The organism is Enterococcus sp. DIV1726a (assembly GCF_051710985.1).
GTDB lineage: Bacteria > Bacillota > Bacilli > Lactobacillales > Enterococcaceae > Enterococcus_B > Enterococcus_B hirae.
The window spans coordinates 246,962-261,667 of record NZ_JBIOLS010000001.1; the positions used below are offsets into that span (position 1 = coordinate 246,962).

General features: G+C 36.1%; 13 protein-coding genes and 1 other annotated feature. Of the genes, 8 read left to right on the top strand and 5 right to left on the bottom strand.

The genetic code is table 11. The annotated features are described in order from the left end of the window. The first annotated feature begins 205 nt into the window (after nt 1-205). Both adhE and IGJ27_RS01195 read left to right on the top strand, forming a co-directional pair. On the top strand, nt 206-2,803 hold the full coding sequence (adhE, locus tag IGJ27_RS01190; RefSeq protein ID WP_010736883.1) for a bifunctional acetaldehyde-CoA/alcohol dehydrogenase: 2,598 nt from the start codon (nt 206-208) through the stop codon (nt 2,801-2,803). Between the two features lie 269 nt (nt 2,804-3,072). Continuing rightward, nucleotides 3,073-4,131 (top strand): hypothetical protein, encoded by a 1,059-nt coding sequence (locus IGJ27_RS01195; protein ID WP_178306244.1) that lies wholly within the window; start codon nt 3,073-3,075, stop codon nt 4,129-4,131. 237 nt (nt 4,132-4,368) lie between these two features. Here the strand turns inward: IGJ27_RS01195 and fni are convergent, their stop codons facing one another. From fni to mvk, 4 genes are read right to left on the bottom strand one after another with little or no spacing between them, the layout of a single operon-like run. Then, nucleotides 4,369-5,415 carry a type 2 isopentenyl-diphosphate Delta-isomerase gene (fni, locus tag IGJ27_RS01200; protein ID WP_034699329.1) on the bottom strand — a complete coding sequence of 349 codons (1,047 nt, stop codon included), beginning with the start codon at nt 5,413-5,415 and terminating at the stop codon, nt 4,369-4,371. Continuing rightward, a complete protein-coding gene (locus IGJ27_RS01205; RefSeq protein WP_010720289.1) occupies nt 5,412-6,497 on the bottom strand; it encodes a phosphomevalonate kinase in 1,086 nt (361 codons plus the stop codon). The genes fni and IGJ27_RS01205 overlap by 4 nt, the downstream gene beginning before the upstream one ends. A gap of 12 nt (nt 6,498-6,509) precedes the next feature. Continuing rightward, on the bottom strand, nt 6,510-7,487 hold the full coding sequence (gene mvaD, locus IGJ27_RS01210; protein ID WP_081128251.1) for a diphosphomevalonate decarboxylase: 978 nt from the start codon (nt 7,485-7,487) through the stop codon (nt 6,510-6,512). After that, the gene (gene mvk, locus IGJ27_RS01215) at nt 7,480-8,427 is read right to left on the bottom strand and encodes a mevalonate kinase (RefSeq protein ID WP_010720287.1); all 948 of its coding nucleotides are present in this window, start codon (nt 8,425-8,427) and stop codon (nt 7,480-7,482) included. The genes mvaD and mvk overlap by 8 nt, the downstream gene beginning before the upstream one ends. A 314-nt stretch (nt 8,428-8,741) precedes the next feature. On the opposite strand from mvk, the gene IGJ27_RS01220 reads away from it, so the two are divergent. The 6 genes from IGJ27_RS01220 to IGJ27_RS01245 all read left to right on the top strand — a co-directional run bounded on the left by IGJ27_RS01220 (nt 8,742) and on the right by IGJ27_RS01245 (nt 13,878). After that, nucleotides 8,742-9,401 (top strand): deoxynucleoside kinase, encoded by a 660-nt coding sequence (locus tag IGJ27_RS01220; RefSeq protein ID WP_025480454.1) that lies wholly within the window; start codon nt 8,742-8,744, stop codon nt 9,399-9,401. Between the two features lie 224 nt (nt 9,402-9,625). Next, nucleotides 9,626-10,531, top strand: a complete 906-nt coding sequence (locus IGJ27_RS01225; protein ID WP_178306243.1) for a magnesium transporter CorA family protein — start codon at nt 9,626-9,628, stop codon at nt 10,529-10,531. Nucleotides 10,532-10,714: 183 nt separating this feature from the next. Further along, nucleotides 10,715-10,840: a sequence feature (ribosomal protein L20 leader region), on the top strand. A gap of 43 nt (nt 10,841-10,883) precedes the next feature. Continuing rightward, nucleotides 10,884-11,408, top strand: coding sequence for a translation initiation factor IF-3 (gene infC, locus IGJ27_RS01230; RefSeq protein WP_010720284.1), 525 nt, complete (start codon nt 10,884-10,886; stop codon nt 11,406-11,408). A gap of 71 nt (nt 11,409-11,479) precedes the next feature. Further along, nucleotides 11,480-11,680 carry a 50S ribosomal protein L35 gene (gene rpmI / locus IGJ27_RS01235; protein ID WP_002289309.1) on the top strand — a complete coding sequence of 67 codons (201 nt, stop codon included), beginning with the start codon at nt 11,480-11,482 and terminating at the stop codon, nt 11,678-11,680. 54 nt (nt 11,681-11,734) lie between these two features. Continuing rightward, on the top strand, nt 11,735-12,094 hold the full coding sequence (gene rplT / locus IGJ27_RS01240) for a 50S ribosomal protein L20 (RefSeq protein ID WP_010720283.1): 360 nt from the start codon (nt 11,735-11,737) through the stop codon (nt 12,092-12,094). Between the two features lie 629 nt (nt 12,095-12,723). Continuing rightward, the gene (locus tag IGJ27_RS01245; protein WP_178306242.1) at nt 12,724-13,878 is read left to right on the top strand and encodes an AbiH family protein; all 1,155 of its coding nucleotides are present in this window, start codon (nt 12,724-12,726) and stop codon (nt 13,876-13,878) included. A 33-nt stretch (nt 13,879-13,911) separates the two neighbouring features. Here IGJ27_RS01245 and IGJ27_RS01250 read toward each other — a convergent pair whose 3' ends face one another. Further along, nucleotides 13,912-14,673, bottom strand: a complete 762-nt coding sequence (locus IGJ27_RS01250; protein WP_178306241.1) for a hypothetical protein — start codon at nt 14,671-14,673, stop codon at nt 13,912-13,914. Between the last annotated feature and the right edge of the window lie 33 nt (nt 14,674-14,706).

Sequence of the window (14,706 nt, forward strand, 5' to 3'; positions counted from 1 at the left end):
GTTAAGTTTTGAATAAACTGTTTTTTTGATAAAATACTTTGGATCATTAGGATAATAAATAAAAACACTGATAAATAAAGGATTTAATCGAAATTTAAAAAACTGTGAAAAAAATCACAATAAAGGTTTACATCTGAAAAGGTTTGTTGTATGATGAGAATGTGAATTAATTAACAAACAACCATGACCCATTAGGAGGAAGACAATGGCTAAAGTAATGGAGAAAGAACAACCAAAAACTATTGATGTTCAAGGAATGATTGATGAATTAGCAACGAAAGCAAATGTCGCATTAAAAGAGATGGAAAACTTTGATCAAGAAAAAGTAGATCATATTGTGCATGAAATGGCAATGGCAGCATTAGATCAACATATGCCGTTAGCTAAAATGGCAGTTGAAGAAACTGGTCGTGGAATCTATGAAGATAAAGCGATCAAAAATATGTATGCTTCTGAATATATTTGGAATAACATCAAGCACGATAAAACAGTTGGTGTCATCAATGAAGATGTTCAAAAAGGCTTGATTGAAATTGCTGAACCAGTTGGTGTGGTTTGTGGGGTAACTCCAACAACTAACCCAACATCAACGACAATTTTTAAATCAATGATCGCGTTGAAAACAAGAAACCCAATCGTTTTTGCATTCCATCCAAGTGCTCAAAAATCTTCTGCTGAAGCAGCGCGTGTCGTTCGTGATGCAGCGATCGCAGCTGGCGCACCTGAAAATTGTATTCAATGGATTGAACATCCATCGATTGAAGCGACTTCAATGTTGATGAATCATCCAGGGATCGCAATTGTTTTAGCTACTGGTGGGGCAGGAATGGTAAAATCTGCTTATTCAACAGGAAAGCCAGCTTTAGGTGTTGGACCAGGTAATGTACCAGCATATATTGAAAAAACAGCAAAAATCAAACGAGCAGTGAATGACTTGATCGTTTCTAAAACGTTCGATAACGGAATGATTTGTGCTTCTGAGCAAGCAGTAATCGTTGACAAAGAAGTCTATGCTGCAGTTAAAGCAGAATTCCAAGCACATCAAGTCTATTTTGTGAAACCAGCTGAACTTTCAAAATTAGAAGATGCAGTGATGAATGAAGGTAAATACGCAGTAAATCCAGCAATCGTTGGACATTCTGCAATGGACATTGCAAAACTAGCTGGCATCAAAGTTCCAGAAGGAACAAAAATGTTAGTAGCTGAATTAGAAGGTGTCGGAGCGGATTACCCTCTTTCACGTGAAAAACTTTCTCCAGTACTTGCAATGGTTAAAGCAAACAATACAGAACATGCCTTTGAATTATGCGAAGGAATGTTGAACTTAGGCGGATTAGGCCATACTGCAGTGATTCACTCAGAGGATGAAGAGCTACATGTGAAGTTTGGTCTACGGATGAAAGCTTGCCGTATCTTAGTAAATACTCCTTCAGCAGAAGGTGGAATCGGAAATATCTACAACGAAATGATCCCTTCACTAACTTTAGGTTGTGGTTCATATGGTAAAAATTCTGTTTCTAGAAATGTAAGTGCCATCAACTTGATCAATGTCAAAACTGTAGCGAAACGGAGAAATAATATGCAATGGTTCAAATTACCACCAAAAATCTTCTTTGAAAAGAACTCTTTGCTTTATTTAGAAAAAATGGAAAACGTAGAGCGTGTCATGATCGTTTGTGATCCTGGTATGGTGCAGTTTGGTTACTGTGATACGGTTCGTGAAGTACTATCAAGACGTAAGAATGATGTGAAAATCGAAGTCTTCTCAGAAGTTGAGCCAAATCCTTCAACAAACACAGTCTATGCAGGAACGAAATTGATGGCTGATTTCAAACCAGACACAGTGATTGCATTAGGTGGCGGTTCTGCAATGGATGCTGCTAAAGGAATGTGGATGTTCTATGAACACCCAGATACTTCATTCTTTGGAGCAAAACAAAAATTCTTAGATATCCGTAAACGGACATATAAGATCGATAAACCAGAAAAAACACAATTTGTGTGTATTCCGACAACTTCAGGAACGGGTTCTGAAGTAACACCTTTTGCCGTTATCACAGATAGTGATACACATGTGAAATATCCATTGGCAGATTATGCATTAACACCAGATGTAGCAATCGTCGACCCACAATTTGTCATGTCAGTACCAGCTTCTGTCACGGCAGATACAGGGATGGACGTATTAACTCATGCGATTGAGTCTTATGTTTCTGTTATGGCTTCTGATTATACAAGAGGATTGAGCTTACAAGCAATCAAATTAGTCTTCGATTACCTAGAAAAATCAGTGAAAACTCCTGATATGGAATCACGAGAAAAAATGCACAACGCTTCTACAATGGCAGGGATGGCATTTGCGAACGCCTTCTTAGGAATTTGTCACTCAGTTGCGCATAAAATTGGTGGAGAATATGGTATCCCACATGGTCGTACAAATGCCATTTTATTACCACATATCATCCGCTATAATGCAAAAGATCCACAAAAACATGCAATGTTCCCTAAATATGATTACTTCCGTGCAGATACAGACTATGCAGATATTGCTAAGTTCTTAGGGTTAAAAGGACAAACAACAGCGGAATTAGTTGAAGCTTTAGCAACAGCAGTTTATGAATTAGGACAATCAGTTGGAATCAATATGAGCTTGAAGGCGCAAGGTGTAACACAAGAAACCTTAGATTCAACGGTTGACCGTATGGCAGAACTTGCTTATGAAGATCAATGTACAACAGCAAATCCAAAAGAGCCATTGATCAGTGAGCTAAAACAAATCATTATTGATGCTTATAATGGTTAATTCAATACAAGTATAGTTAATCAAGCCCCTTTTCCAGATAAAGATGATCTGGAAAGAGGGGCTTTTTTTGTCGGAAAGGGGATCAATACCGTTAGAACTAGCGTAGGAATTTCTTTTGTTAGAAAAAAACGATTAATTCGCTTTTTTAGAAAAAGTAGTTTTATCAAGACCAATGAACCATGTTACTTTAGATAAGTAAAAATGAAAAAAGAAAGGAAGTTGTTAGGATGACAAAACCATTATTTGAGAAAACAAAAAATCAAGAAAATATGGGAAAAGAACAATTGATGTCAACCGTTGATTCATTAGAAGTCAAATTGCGGGAAAACTTAGAACCACTTGAAAACGTACACAAATGCACTGAGCTATACATAGAGTTGAAAAATGAACTAAAGAGAGAAATTGAAGAACGGGCTAAGAAAAGAGAGGATTGGTATAAGAAAAAGCATTCTCAAATTAAAAAAAAGGAAGATTGTGAGCAGGAACTTCAAAACGCAGTGAAAGCAAAAAAAAATGCATTATATAAAAGCACCAAGCGAGTACATGGTGAAACGATCAAGAGCAAAAAAAAAGAGCTTAACGAAATAGCAAAAGAAATCAAAAATTGCAAGTCTGAGATAAAAAAACTGACGAAGGAAATGCAGTATTTAACTGGTAGGAGAGGTGAAAAATGGATCGATCATTCTTTATTAAAGTACGTGGTGAACACTAAAGTTGGCGCAGATGAAAAAAATACACCGGAGGATGACAAACTAAAAGAGGAAGCAGCAACCGAAAAAAATATAGCAGCAAAAGAAAAAGTAACAACAAAAGAACTAAAACTGGTTACTAAAGAATTGACTGAAAAACAACGAAAGCAACAATTAAAAAATAATCTCCACAATCTTAAGGAGCTAGATCAAACGTTAAAAAAATTAGGGAATGTAAAGAATCCTTGTTTTAATCAAAATAAAATAGACTATTATGTCATAATACGTTTATATCTTAAAAGATCTATGCAGCTAGAAAAAATTATACGATTCAGGATTAACCCTGGCGGAAAAACGCTCAATCTATTTAGTGGTGGTAAAGTGGATAAAAAACGAAAAAAAATAGAACGAGATCTTCAGATGAGTTGGAGAGATATTTATAGTTATCTACAAACCAATCCAGATAACTTTAAGCGTGAAACAGCAGTTCAGGAAAAACAGCAGGGGAAAAAACAATTGACTGATCTAATAAGCAAAGAACTAGGGAAAGTATGTGAAACGAGTAATCCTGAGATAGGGAAGGGGATGGGTATAATAAAACCTAGCGCTCCGCCAATGATGCCAGGAATGGAATTATAGCCGTTTGTCAAAGATACATAGGTTTTATTTTTGTTTATCAGATGCAAAAGAGTTGATATCCTATTATTTATCGCATGAAAACTAGAACAAACGTATGAGGCGATTGGTGAAGGATAAAATAGAGTCAACGCCATAAGAAAATCTCATTCTAAGAAAACTTTGTATTTTTGTAGACAAAAAAGGTCGTCATTCATCTTTTCGATGATTGGACAACCTTTTTGAGTTGAATCGATTTGTTTATTTCTTCCGTGTGCCATATTTGGTCAGAGGGATTCCTCGGGCTTCGCACCAATCTTTAGTAGTTCCAGATAAGATCAAGGGTTGGTGATGAAGTTCTTGGATAGTTTTAGCTCCTACCATGGTCAATAGCCGTTGAAGTTCTGCTTGCCATTGTTGGACTAGTTGGATCGTTTCTGCCACGCCGTGTGTCATGAGATGCGTTAAGATCGTTCCAGAAACGCCTACTGCATTGGCACCAAGACAAAGTGCTTTGAAGAGGTCGAAGGCATTGCGAATACCACCAGAAGCAAGAATCTCTACTTGATGTTGGGCTTCGTTTGCCTCTAGCAGAGAAGTAACCGTTGATTGTCCCCAATCGACTAAATAATCTAACTCTCTTTTTTTGCGACGAGCATTTTCGATTTGAGTGAAGCTGGTTCCGCTTCGGCCACTGATATCGATTGTCTGAACCCCCAACTCGGCTAGTTCATCAATCGTTTCTCTGGTCATACCAAAACCGACTTCTTTCACGATCAAAGGAACCGAAATGCCTTCGCTGATTTCTTTGATCAATTCTTTCCAATTGGAAAAATCACGATCCCCTTCAGGCATCACCAATTCTTGTGGTGCATTGAGATGGAGTTGTAAAGCATCGGCTTGAAATAGTTCAATCGCCTCTTTTGCTCGTGCTAAAGAGGTGCCGGCTCCTACGTTGGCAAGGATCTTTCCTTCTGGATAGACGTCACGCATAATCGTGTAAGAGTCGCTTAAAGCAGGATCTTTTAAGGCTGCACTGACTGAACCCGTGGCAATCATTAAATTTGTTTCTTTTGCGATCATCGCTAAATCATGGTTGATTTTTTTAGTTTTTTCACTTCCACCAGTCATAGCATTGATATATAAAGGATAGTCTAAAGTTAAGCCAGCAACAGTCGTATGTAGATCAATCTCTGACATGGAAACTTCAGGTAAGGGGTTATGAACGATTCGAACCGTATCAAATTCATTTTTTTGTTTACTATGAAAAGCTTTAGCTAATGAGACATGTTCATCTTTTCGATTCATCCTTTTTCCTTTCGTTGGTTACTATAGACGTGTAATGGCAAGGGTGTAATTTCTGCTAATTCCCAAGCGCTCATCAAAGGCAAGATACCGGATTTTTGATCCACGATTACGATACCACAATCGCCACCACCTGCCCCAGATGATTTTGCTGCGCCCTCGTATTCTTCTGCTAAGCTACATAATTTATTTAAAGCAGGCGTTTCGATCAATACGCCCGTAATTGACGATAGCTCATGGAGTAGTTGTCGATTTTTTCTGATCATAGCTTGGATCAAATCAATGTTATTTTCTTTGAATCCTTTAATCATTTCATGAACGCATAAGGTACTATCTTGTAAAAATTTTTGATAGGCTACCATTTTTTCCTTACGTGAGCGATGGACTTGATCGACTAAATCAGAAGTTGATGCAGGACTGCCAGTCCAACCAATCAGTAAACGCAGATCTTTCGGTGTCGGAAGAGACTCAATGGATAAACCAGGCCAATCCATTTCGATGAGTTCAACGATCGTATGTTGTTTTTCTTGTTCTTGGAGCCACTGGTGATCAAAGGTTGAAAAAGCAATCCAACCACCATAACAACTAGCTGCAATATCTCCACAAGAGCCATTATCTTGAACCGTTAAATTTGCTAGTGCAGCAATTTTGAAAATTTCAATCTGTGTAAGATTTAACGCATAAAACATATTCAATGCCTTGACTGTTGCGACAGTTACGGCGCCACTTGAGCCTAGACCGTATTTGCGTCCGTTAGAACTATCCAATTCACTTGTCACTTTTAGGTCATAAAAAGAAAGTAAAATATTTTTTTCTCGTGCGTATTTTTCAGTCAAACGAATGGCAGCAAGGATATAATGAAATGGATTTTCACGAATATCCAAGACAAGTTCACCATCACGCCGAGTCCAACGAATCGGCATGCCACTATATTGCTCAGATTGGATGCTGCCGACTTTTCGTGCGGTTTCAACGGTTACAGTAACAAACTGATCAATGGCTACGATGATAGCCGGATGTCCGGTTTCAACAACTGCGTATTCTCCAGCAATATAAAGTTTTCCTGGTGCAGATACTTCAATCATAAAAATCTCCCTTTATTCAATAATCGTCATTCCTGGACCTGCAAAAGCCGAAATGACTTGTTGGCTACTAAATAAGTCACTAAATGTTGTTTTGACCTTATCTAGATGGTCTTTTTGAACTAGCACTTTCACATTTGGGCCAGCATCCATAGTAAAGTAACAAGGAATACCCTGATTTCTTAAATCCCGCACCGCTTGCATGGCTTTTAAACTATCAGGAGACCAGTAGGTAAATGGCGGACGAGCAGCTAATGTCGTTCCGTGCATTTTTAACCCATTTTGTTCCATAGTTTCACCTAGAAGTTGAAAGTTCTTAGTTTTGATTGCTTGTTTTAGTTGATAAAGATCGGCTTCGACAGAATCTAACCATCCTTGATAAAAACTTGAAGTTTCAACCGTTCGGCGCATACCATCACGACTTGAGACATCCTTTTTTTGTTCATTCAACAATAGAAAGACCATCGCTAAGTGATCTTCAAAACCGTCTGAGGAAATTGGATGAGCATACGAACTTTGATCATCGTGTCCTTTTTCCCATTCAACAAATCCACCAAAAATACTCCGACAAGCGGAACCTGATCCTCTACGAGCCAGTCTTGATAAAGCTTGATCATCTAATCCTAATTTCAATGCCTCGTTGCATGCTCCGGCTAAAGCCGCTAAGCCGCTGGCAGAAGAAGCTAAACCCGCAGCAGTCGGAACGAAATTCTGGCTGATCACTTTTGCTTTTTTCGTGGTACCCGCTTTTTCTCTCGCAATATCCAAAAAAGTACTGATTTTTTTGGTTGCTTTTTCATCTTGCAATTGATTATCTAAATAAAATTGGTCTTCTGTGTAAGCTTCTGAAAAGCTGACTTCAGTTTCCGTATAAAATGCATCTAATGTGAGTGATAAGCTGTTATTCATCGGGAGAATCAACGATTCATTTTTTTTACCCCAGTACTTGATAAGGGCGATATTCGTATATGCTCGTGCTTTGCCTTTAAACATAGGTATGTACTCCTAATCCTTGAATCCAAGTTGCAGCTGCTCCCGCTTGTAAGAGGGCTTCGCTGATTTCTTGGGCTTTTGTTTTTGTTTGAGCTAGCGCAATCATGCAGCCACCTCGACCACCACCAGTTAGTTTTGCTCCCAAAGCGCCTGAATCTCTAGCGGTTTCGATCAATACATCAAGAAAATCGTTGCTGATCGTTAAATTTTTTAAAATTAGTTGGGCTTCATTCATCGCTTGGGCTAAATGCTCGGGGTTATTTTTAACAATGGCTTTTTTGGCTTGCCTTGTTAAGTATCCTAGTTGTTGGATTTTTTGTCCAACTTTCTGCTGATCTTTTTCAAATAAATGAGCAACGTCTTTGACCACTGCTCGCGTCTGACCTTTGATTCCGGTATCAGCGACAATCAAAAAAGCGTCGATATTTAAAGAGAAATAATCAAACGGGTGTCCTTTCACAAAGTAGATTGGTTCTAAACTGCTTGTTGCCGCAGCATCGATACCACTAGGATTACCATGGGCAATTTTTTCTGAAATTTGAACATTTGTCAAGAGCTGTTCGCGAGAAAGTGGTTGTTCGAGATAATCGTAAAAGGCACGAGTAACTGCCGTAGCTACTGCAGCGCTTGAGCCCATTCCACGTTCGGCAGGGATAGTGCTGTGAATAGTTAACTCTAATGATTGCTCAATTTGCAGTTCCTTTTTTAAGTTGAATACTAACTGCTTGATGTTTTTTAACGAATGTGGGGCATCACGCAGTATTCCTGTATAGTAGGAAGAAACAAGCTGATCTCCTGACGAAGTGATGTGTTCATTCAAGGAAGCAACTACTTTTGCTGCCTGAAAAGGAAAAGCGATTGCCGGTTCGCCGTAGACAACTGCATGTTCGCCCATCAGAATAATTTTACCATTTGATTCCCCTTGGCCATAATTTGCCATAATCTAACTCCTTCTTTTATTCCCATAACTTTTTTGAGCAAAAAATAAAGCGCCTTGGATCCTTTGCGCTAACGAACAGATTGTATAACATAGAAGTTCAAAAAACAATTCATCTTTATTTTACTAAAACCTTCCCAGAAGTAAAATAAAGAATACGTTTTCTGTTGAAAAACCTCTTTTTTCTTAAGATTTTATTGAATTTTATGAATGGAAATATCCTGTTATTCCTAATTGACACCACCAGATATTGGGGGTATATTTAAAAAGAATTGGAAAAAGACACAACATTTAGTGATAAAGTGAGTTGGAGGTTAATGAGTGTGATTGTTTTAGCAGGTACCATTGGCGCTGGAAAATCAAGTTTAACAGAAATGATGGCTGAACACTTTGGAAGTCGAGCTTTTTATGAGTCAATCGAGGATAATGAGGTATTGCCTTTATTTTATGCCAATCCTGAGCAGTATGCGTTTTTGTTACAAATCTATTTTTTGAATAAACGTTTTGAAAGTATCAAGCAGGCAATGAAAGAAGACAACAATGTTTTAGATCGTTCGATCTATGAAGATTCTTTGCTTTTTCATTTGAATGCTGATTTGGGTCGGGCAACTGAAACAGAAGTTCGAGTATATGACGAGCTATTAGCAAATATGATGGAAGAGTTGCCGTATGCCGCACATAAAAAACATCCGGATTTATTGGTCCATATTCGTGTTTCATTTGATACGATGCTTGAACGGATCGAAAAAAGAGGACGATCATATGAACAACTTTCCTTCGATCCAAGCTTATATGATTATTACAAAGAATTGAATCGTCGCTATGATCAATGGTATGACGAGTACAATGAAAGTCCCAAAATCCAAATTGATGGCGATCGATTCAATTTTGTGGAAGATCCCCAAGCAAAAGTAGAAGTGCTGAACATGATTGAAGAAAAGTTAGCAGAAATTCGTCAAGAAGTCTTTGTTTCTTGAGTCCAATAAAAAATGATAGTATAAAGAAGACAAGATCTAACTTCGATAGCTAAGCCGAAGAAATTGAAAATAGGAGAGCTATTTTCGCTTTTCATCGGCTTATTTATTTTTAAGAGCGAGACAGCGGTCGGAAGGGCTAACGATTTGTAAATTCGCCAAGAATACTTAGAAGAATCGTCGTGAGATACCTAATGAATCTATCAGCACAGGAAGAAGGGGACGGTATGAGAGAAAAACATTTTTTTAATTTTGATCAAAATTTTTGGATGAACGTACCTAGAGATGATGTAATGGGAATCAAAAATCTTAAGGAAGAGTATGGCATTAGTGATGAGATGCTTACCTATTCTTTAGACAAAAATGAACGTGCTCGTGTGGAATATGATACTCTTGATGATATTTTACTTTTAGTCACCAATGTTCCTCATCAACAAAAAATCGAAAACCACTATGAAACAAGTCCAGTAGCATTTATTCTAAAAGAAAATGGTCTATTTACATTTACGACTCAAAATACAGAATATGTGATTCGCCTGATTCGTTCAATCTTAGATCGAGATTCCGAGATAAATGTATATAGTTTACTTTTTCGTACTCTGTTTCTGATTTCAGATTCCTTCTTCCCGTTGATTGAAGAAGTGAATAGTGAACGACAACGCTTAAACCAAAAGTTGCGAGAAAAAACTACGAACCGCAATTTACTAGCTTTATCCGACCTCGAAGTTGGTTTAGTTTATCTAGTGACTGGTACAAAACAAAATGTAGTTTTATTAGAACAAATCAAAGCATTAGCGATTTATCGAAAGCTCACTGAAAAAGAGAAGGAACAATTGGATGATGCATTGATCGAAGCAAAGCAGGCAGTGGAAATGACCAATTTGGCCTCCCAGATCCTTGATCAACTTTCGGGAACGTATAATAATTTGTTGAACAACAACTTAAATGACACGATGAAATTTTTGACAGTCTGGTCGTTGATTCTGACTGTTCCTACCATTGTGACAGGCTTTTTCGGTATGAATCTACAATTGCCTTTTACACATTCTGTCTTTGGTTGGGGGATTGCCTTATTCATCAGTCTGATATTGTCAGTTTGGATGCTGATCGCATTGTGGCGTAGGATTCGGTAGTTTCAAGGAAGACGGTCACCAAAAAAGTTGAGTGTCTGATGAAGGGTGTGTTTCGATAGCTAAAAGTTTTTTATTTGGACAAGTATATAACTAAAGTAATTAACTGATTAGGGAATGTTTCGAGAGTCTCTAGTGAAAAAGATTGACAAAAAAATATAGATTTGCTATACTATTGAAGTTGAGAAATAAAAGCAGAAGCACCCGCTTCTCGCCTTAGTTGATTCAGTCACTGGGCTAGATAGTTTTCATCTATTGAATTAGGTGAAGTACGTGCGGGTTCTGGAAGAGAACTCGTTTTTTTATTGCCGAATATTCGGTACGCTTTTCTTTCTCTCATAATATTTGGAGGTGAATGACCATAGCAAAGGATATGATGGTTAACGACGGCATTCGTGCACGTGAGTTACGATTGATCGGTTCAGATGGTGAGCAATTAGGAGTTAAGACAAAAGCAGAAGCATTGAAAATTGCAGAACAAGCAAATTTAGATCTTGTGTTAGTTGCCCCAAGTGCGAAGCCACCAGTTGCGCGAATCATGGACTACGGAAAATACCGTTTCGAGCAACAAAAGAAAGACCGCGAGGCGCGTAAAAAACAAAAAGTGATCAATGTTAAAGAAGTTCGTTTAAGTCCAACAATTGACGTGAATGACTTCAATACAAAACTTCGTAATGCACGTAAGTTCTTAGAGAAGGGCGATAAAGTGAAAGCTTCTATCCGCTTCAAAGGCCGTGCCATTACCCACAAAGAAATTGGTCAAAAAGTCTTGGATCGCTTAGCTGAAGAAACTGCTGATATTGCGACAGTTGAGCAAAAAGCGAAAATGGACGGACGCAGCATGTTCTTGACGCTGGCACCGAAAAACGACAGTAAGTAATTTGAATGACTCACTGACTGTTGGACAGTCGATAGTCGGATAACGAAAGATTTTGAGGAGGAAATATAGTCATGCCAAAACAAAAAACACACCGCGGATCAGCAAAACGTTTCAAACGTACTGGTAAAGGCGGATTAAAACGTTTCCGCGCGTTTACAAGTCACCGTTTCCACGGTAAAACTAAAAAACAACGCCGTCAATTGCGTAAAGCAAGCATGGTTTCTAGTGGCGACTTCAAACGTATTCGCCAACAACTAGCAAAAATGAAATAAAAAAAACAAAAAGATCGAAATTTGAAGATTTATTTTTATTAGGAGGAATTAAACATGGCACGTGTTAAAGGTGGAACAGTCACTCGTAAACGTCGTAAAAGAATGCTAAAATTAGCAAAAGGTTACTACGGTTCAAAACACACTTTATTTAAAACAGCAAAAGAACAAGTAATGAATTCATACAACTACGCATATCGCGATCGTCGTCAAAAGAAACGCGACTTCCGTAAATTGTGGATTGCTCGTATCAACGCAGCAGCACGTATGAATGGCTTGAGCTACTCAAAATTGATGCACGGTTTGAAATTAGCTGAAATCGACATCAACCGTAAAATGTTAGCCGACTTAGCTGTCCACGATGCAGCAGCATTTACTGCATTAGCTGACCAAGCTAAAGATGCTTTAGCTAAATAAAGGGTATTCAATACCCACAAGCCCACTTTAATTAGTGGGTTTTTTGTTATTTAAAATTTAATTTAAACTCATAAATTCCATTAGCTTATCAACGATTTGTTCTCTTTGCTTATCATTTAAATGCGTGTATACATTTAGTATAGTTTTCACATTAGAATGAAACATTTCTGTATCTCTTTTAGATTTATTCATCATAACTATAGTAAGATAGTAGACTTACATGTATATACATCAAACCATGAATTGTAATAAATTTTTGGTCTTTCCCTGTCTTCTTTTTATAGTGTCTGACAATAATTTGTATCCATTCTTTTGTTATAGTTGGTTCTAATTTTCTTCCTATTTTTAGCTACTGCCTACATAGTAATTGAACATGAGTTTGATTGTGTTATCTCCTTTTTGTATTGTTTGATTTATATCACAAAAGATCTCCTTTTTATGGGATAGGAGAAAGTTGAGACTATTATTTGGTATCAGTAAAGAAAATTCTAATAAGATTAGATATTAAGAAAAAAGTTAGTAAAGTTGGGGGATTTTCGCTATTACAGATTGTTTAATGGTACTATCCTTCTTTTTTTATTATTAATTTAATTGTATACTAAAGTAGATAGCTTATTGAGGGTGATTGAATGAATATAACTTTTTTGCTGGGGAATGGCTTTGATATTCAATGTGGGTTACAAACTTCATATATTAATTTTTATGAATATATTTTAAAGAAAAAGTATTCTTTAGAATTGTCCCAAGAAATGGATGAAAAGTTTGTTTCAAAGATTGATAATATGATTTATTCTGAAATTTATAAATCCAAAGATAGTATCGAAACTTGGGCTGATTTGGAATTTCAGTTGGGGGCATTTACGAAACGTTTAAAAGAAGAAAATCAGGAAACCAGTATAGCCGAGAGATTTTTAGACGATTTTGAAACACTGCGAGAAGACTTAAATGAATATCTTAAAGGTATTCAAATACAAGATAATGTTCAAATTAATGAGGATTTTTCAGAGATACTGTTTATTACTATGGATAAATTTTTTAATGGTGTATTAGAACAAGAACATGATGAAATTAAATCTATGCTAAGTGAAAACACTAATAGTCATTTTAATTATCGGTTCATATCTTTCAACTACACAAACAGTTTACAAATAGTACTTCAAAATTCTAGTAACAATACAAAAGGTAATAGTTTCAATAGTTCAAGTTTTAGTCAATATTTTAACAAAGCAATTATCAATGTGCATGGAGTAATTGACCGATTTTTAACATTAGGATTGAATGATGAAAGCCAATTAGCAACCGATTTTTTTGAAAGAGATGATTTAAATGATTTATTAAAACCTGACTCACTCGCAAATTCTAGAGAGTATAGACGTAGAAACGCTGAAAATGTTATTGAGAATAGTGATATTATTGTAATTTTTGGAATGTCCATTGGTTCAACAGATAAACATTGGTGGGAAAAGATTGCTGAGGTTTTGTTAAAAGCTAAAAATAAAAAACTAATTATTCATCTATATGAAAAAGAACCTAGTTATTTATCTAGTAGAAAAGTAAGATTAAGAAGAAAGAAAAAAGAAGATGAGTTCTTATCTCATTTAGATAATTTAGACTTATCAGATGAAAAAATATCTCAATTAAGAAAGCAAATCTATATTGTGACGAATAGTCAATATATTGTTAATGCTGATTTAAGAAAATATTTGAATCAAGTTGAGAGTAAAAAAGACAATATCATTGATTTTGAAACAAAAGATAACAAATTATCTGAAAAAGCCACCTAGAAAAACTAGGTGGCTTTTTAAAAGTTTGATAGATTAGGTTTTGAATAAACCAAAAGAATATTCTTTTATTTCTGAACGAGACCTATATTCTGAGGAGTTAAGATATTTTTCGTTCATTTTAATTCTAGCTATAGGAGAAAAATATTGTCCATAATTTTTTAGATAAGGCATATAGTCAGATGTACCTGCACAGATTATGCTGTTTGTATTATTGCCTTTTAATTCTCCCATTCTAAGTGTGACTTCTCTTAGGGCTAGTTTTTTAAATCCTTTTTCAAAAAATAAGAAATTAGTTGTTCCAGTTACCATAGATTTATATGCTATACAATCTGGTTTTTCATGATTTATTTGATTTATTAGGATATTGTCTTCATTAGATAATGGAATATTATTATCACATTTTTCTAAAATTTCTTCAAAACCGAATCGTATCCCATCGACAATAATCAAAGGTTCTTTATTATCGAGAGTTGGAAAAGTACTTGTTAAATCATCGTATGCCCAGAATGTAAGAATATTTTTACTAGAACCATGTTTCTTGATTTCTTTGCGAGAAGTATCTGAACAGTCTGACCAATAAGACAATTTTTGATTTGGAAATAATTGAGAATATCTATTTGAAATATTACTATTTCTTAAATTACCATGAAATAGTTCACTGACAGTTTTTCCGTAAAAACTTGAATTAAATTCAACGCATCTAAAAAAGTCAAATTCTTCAGTTATCAGTATGGGTAAAGTATTATGTTTATAAACCTTAGATAGATAAGAGTGATTGGAATATAATTTGCTCAATGGTTTGTTACTCCTTAAATTTTATATTTACTA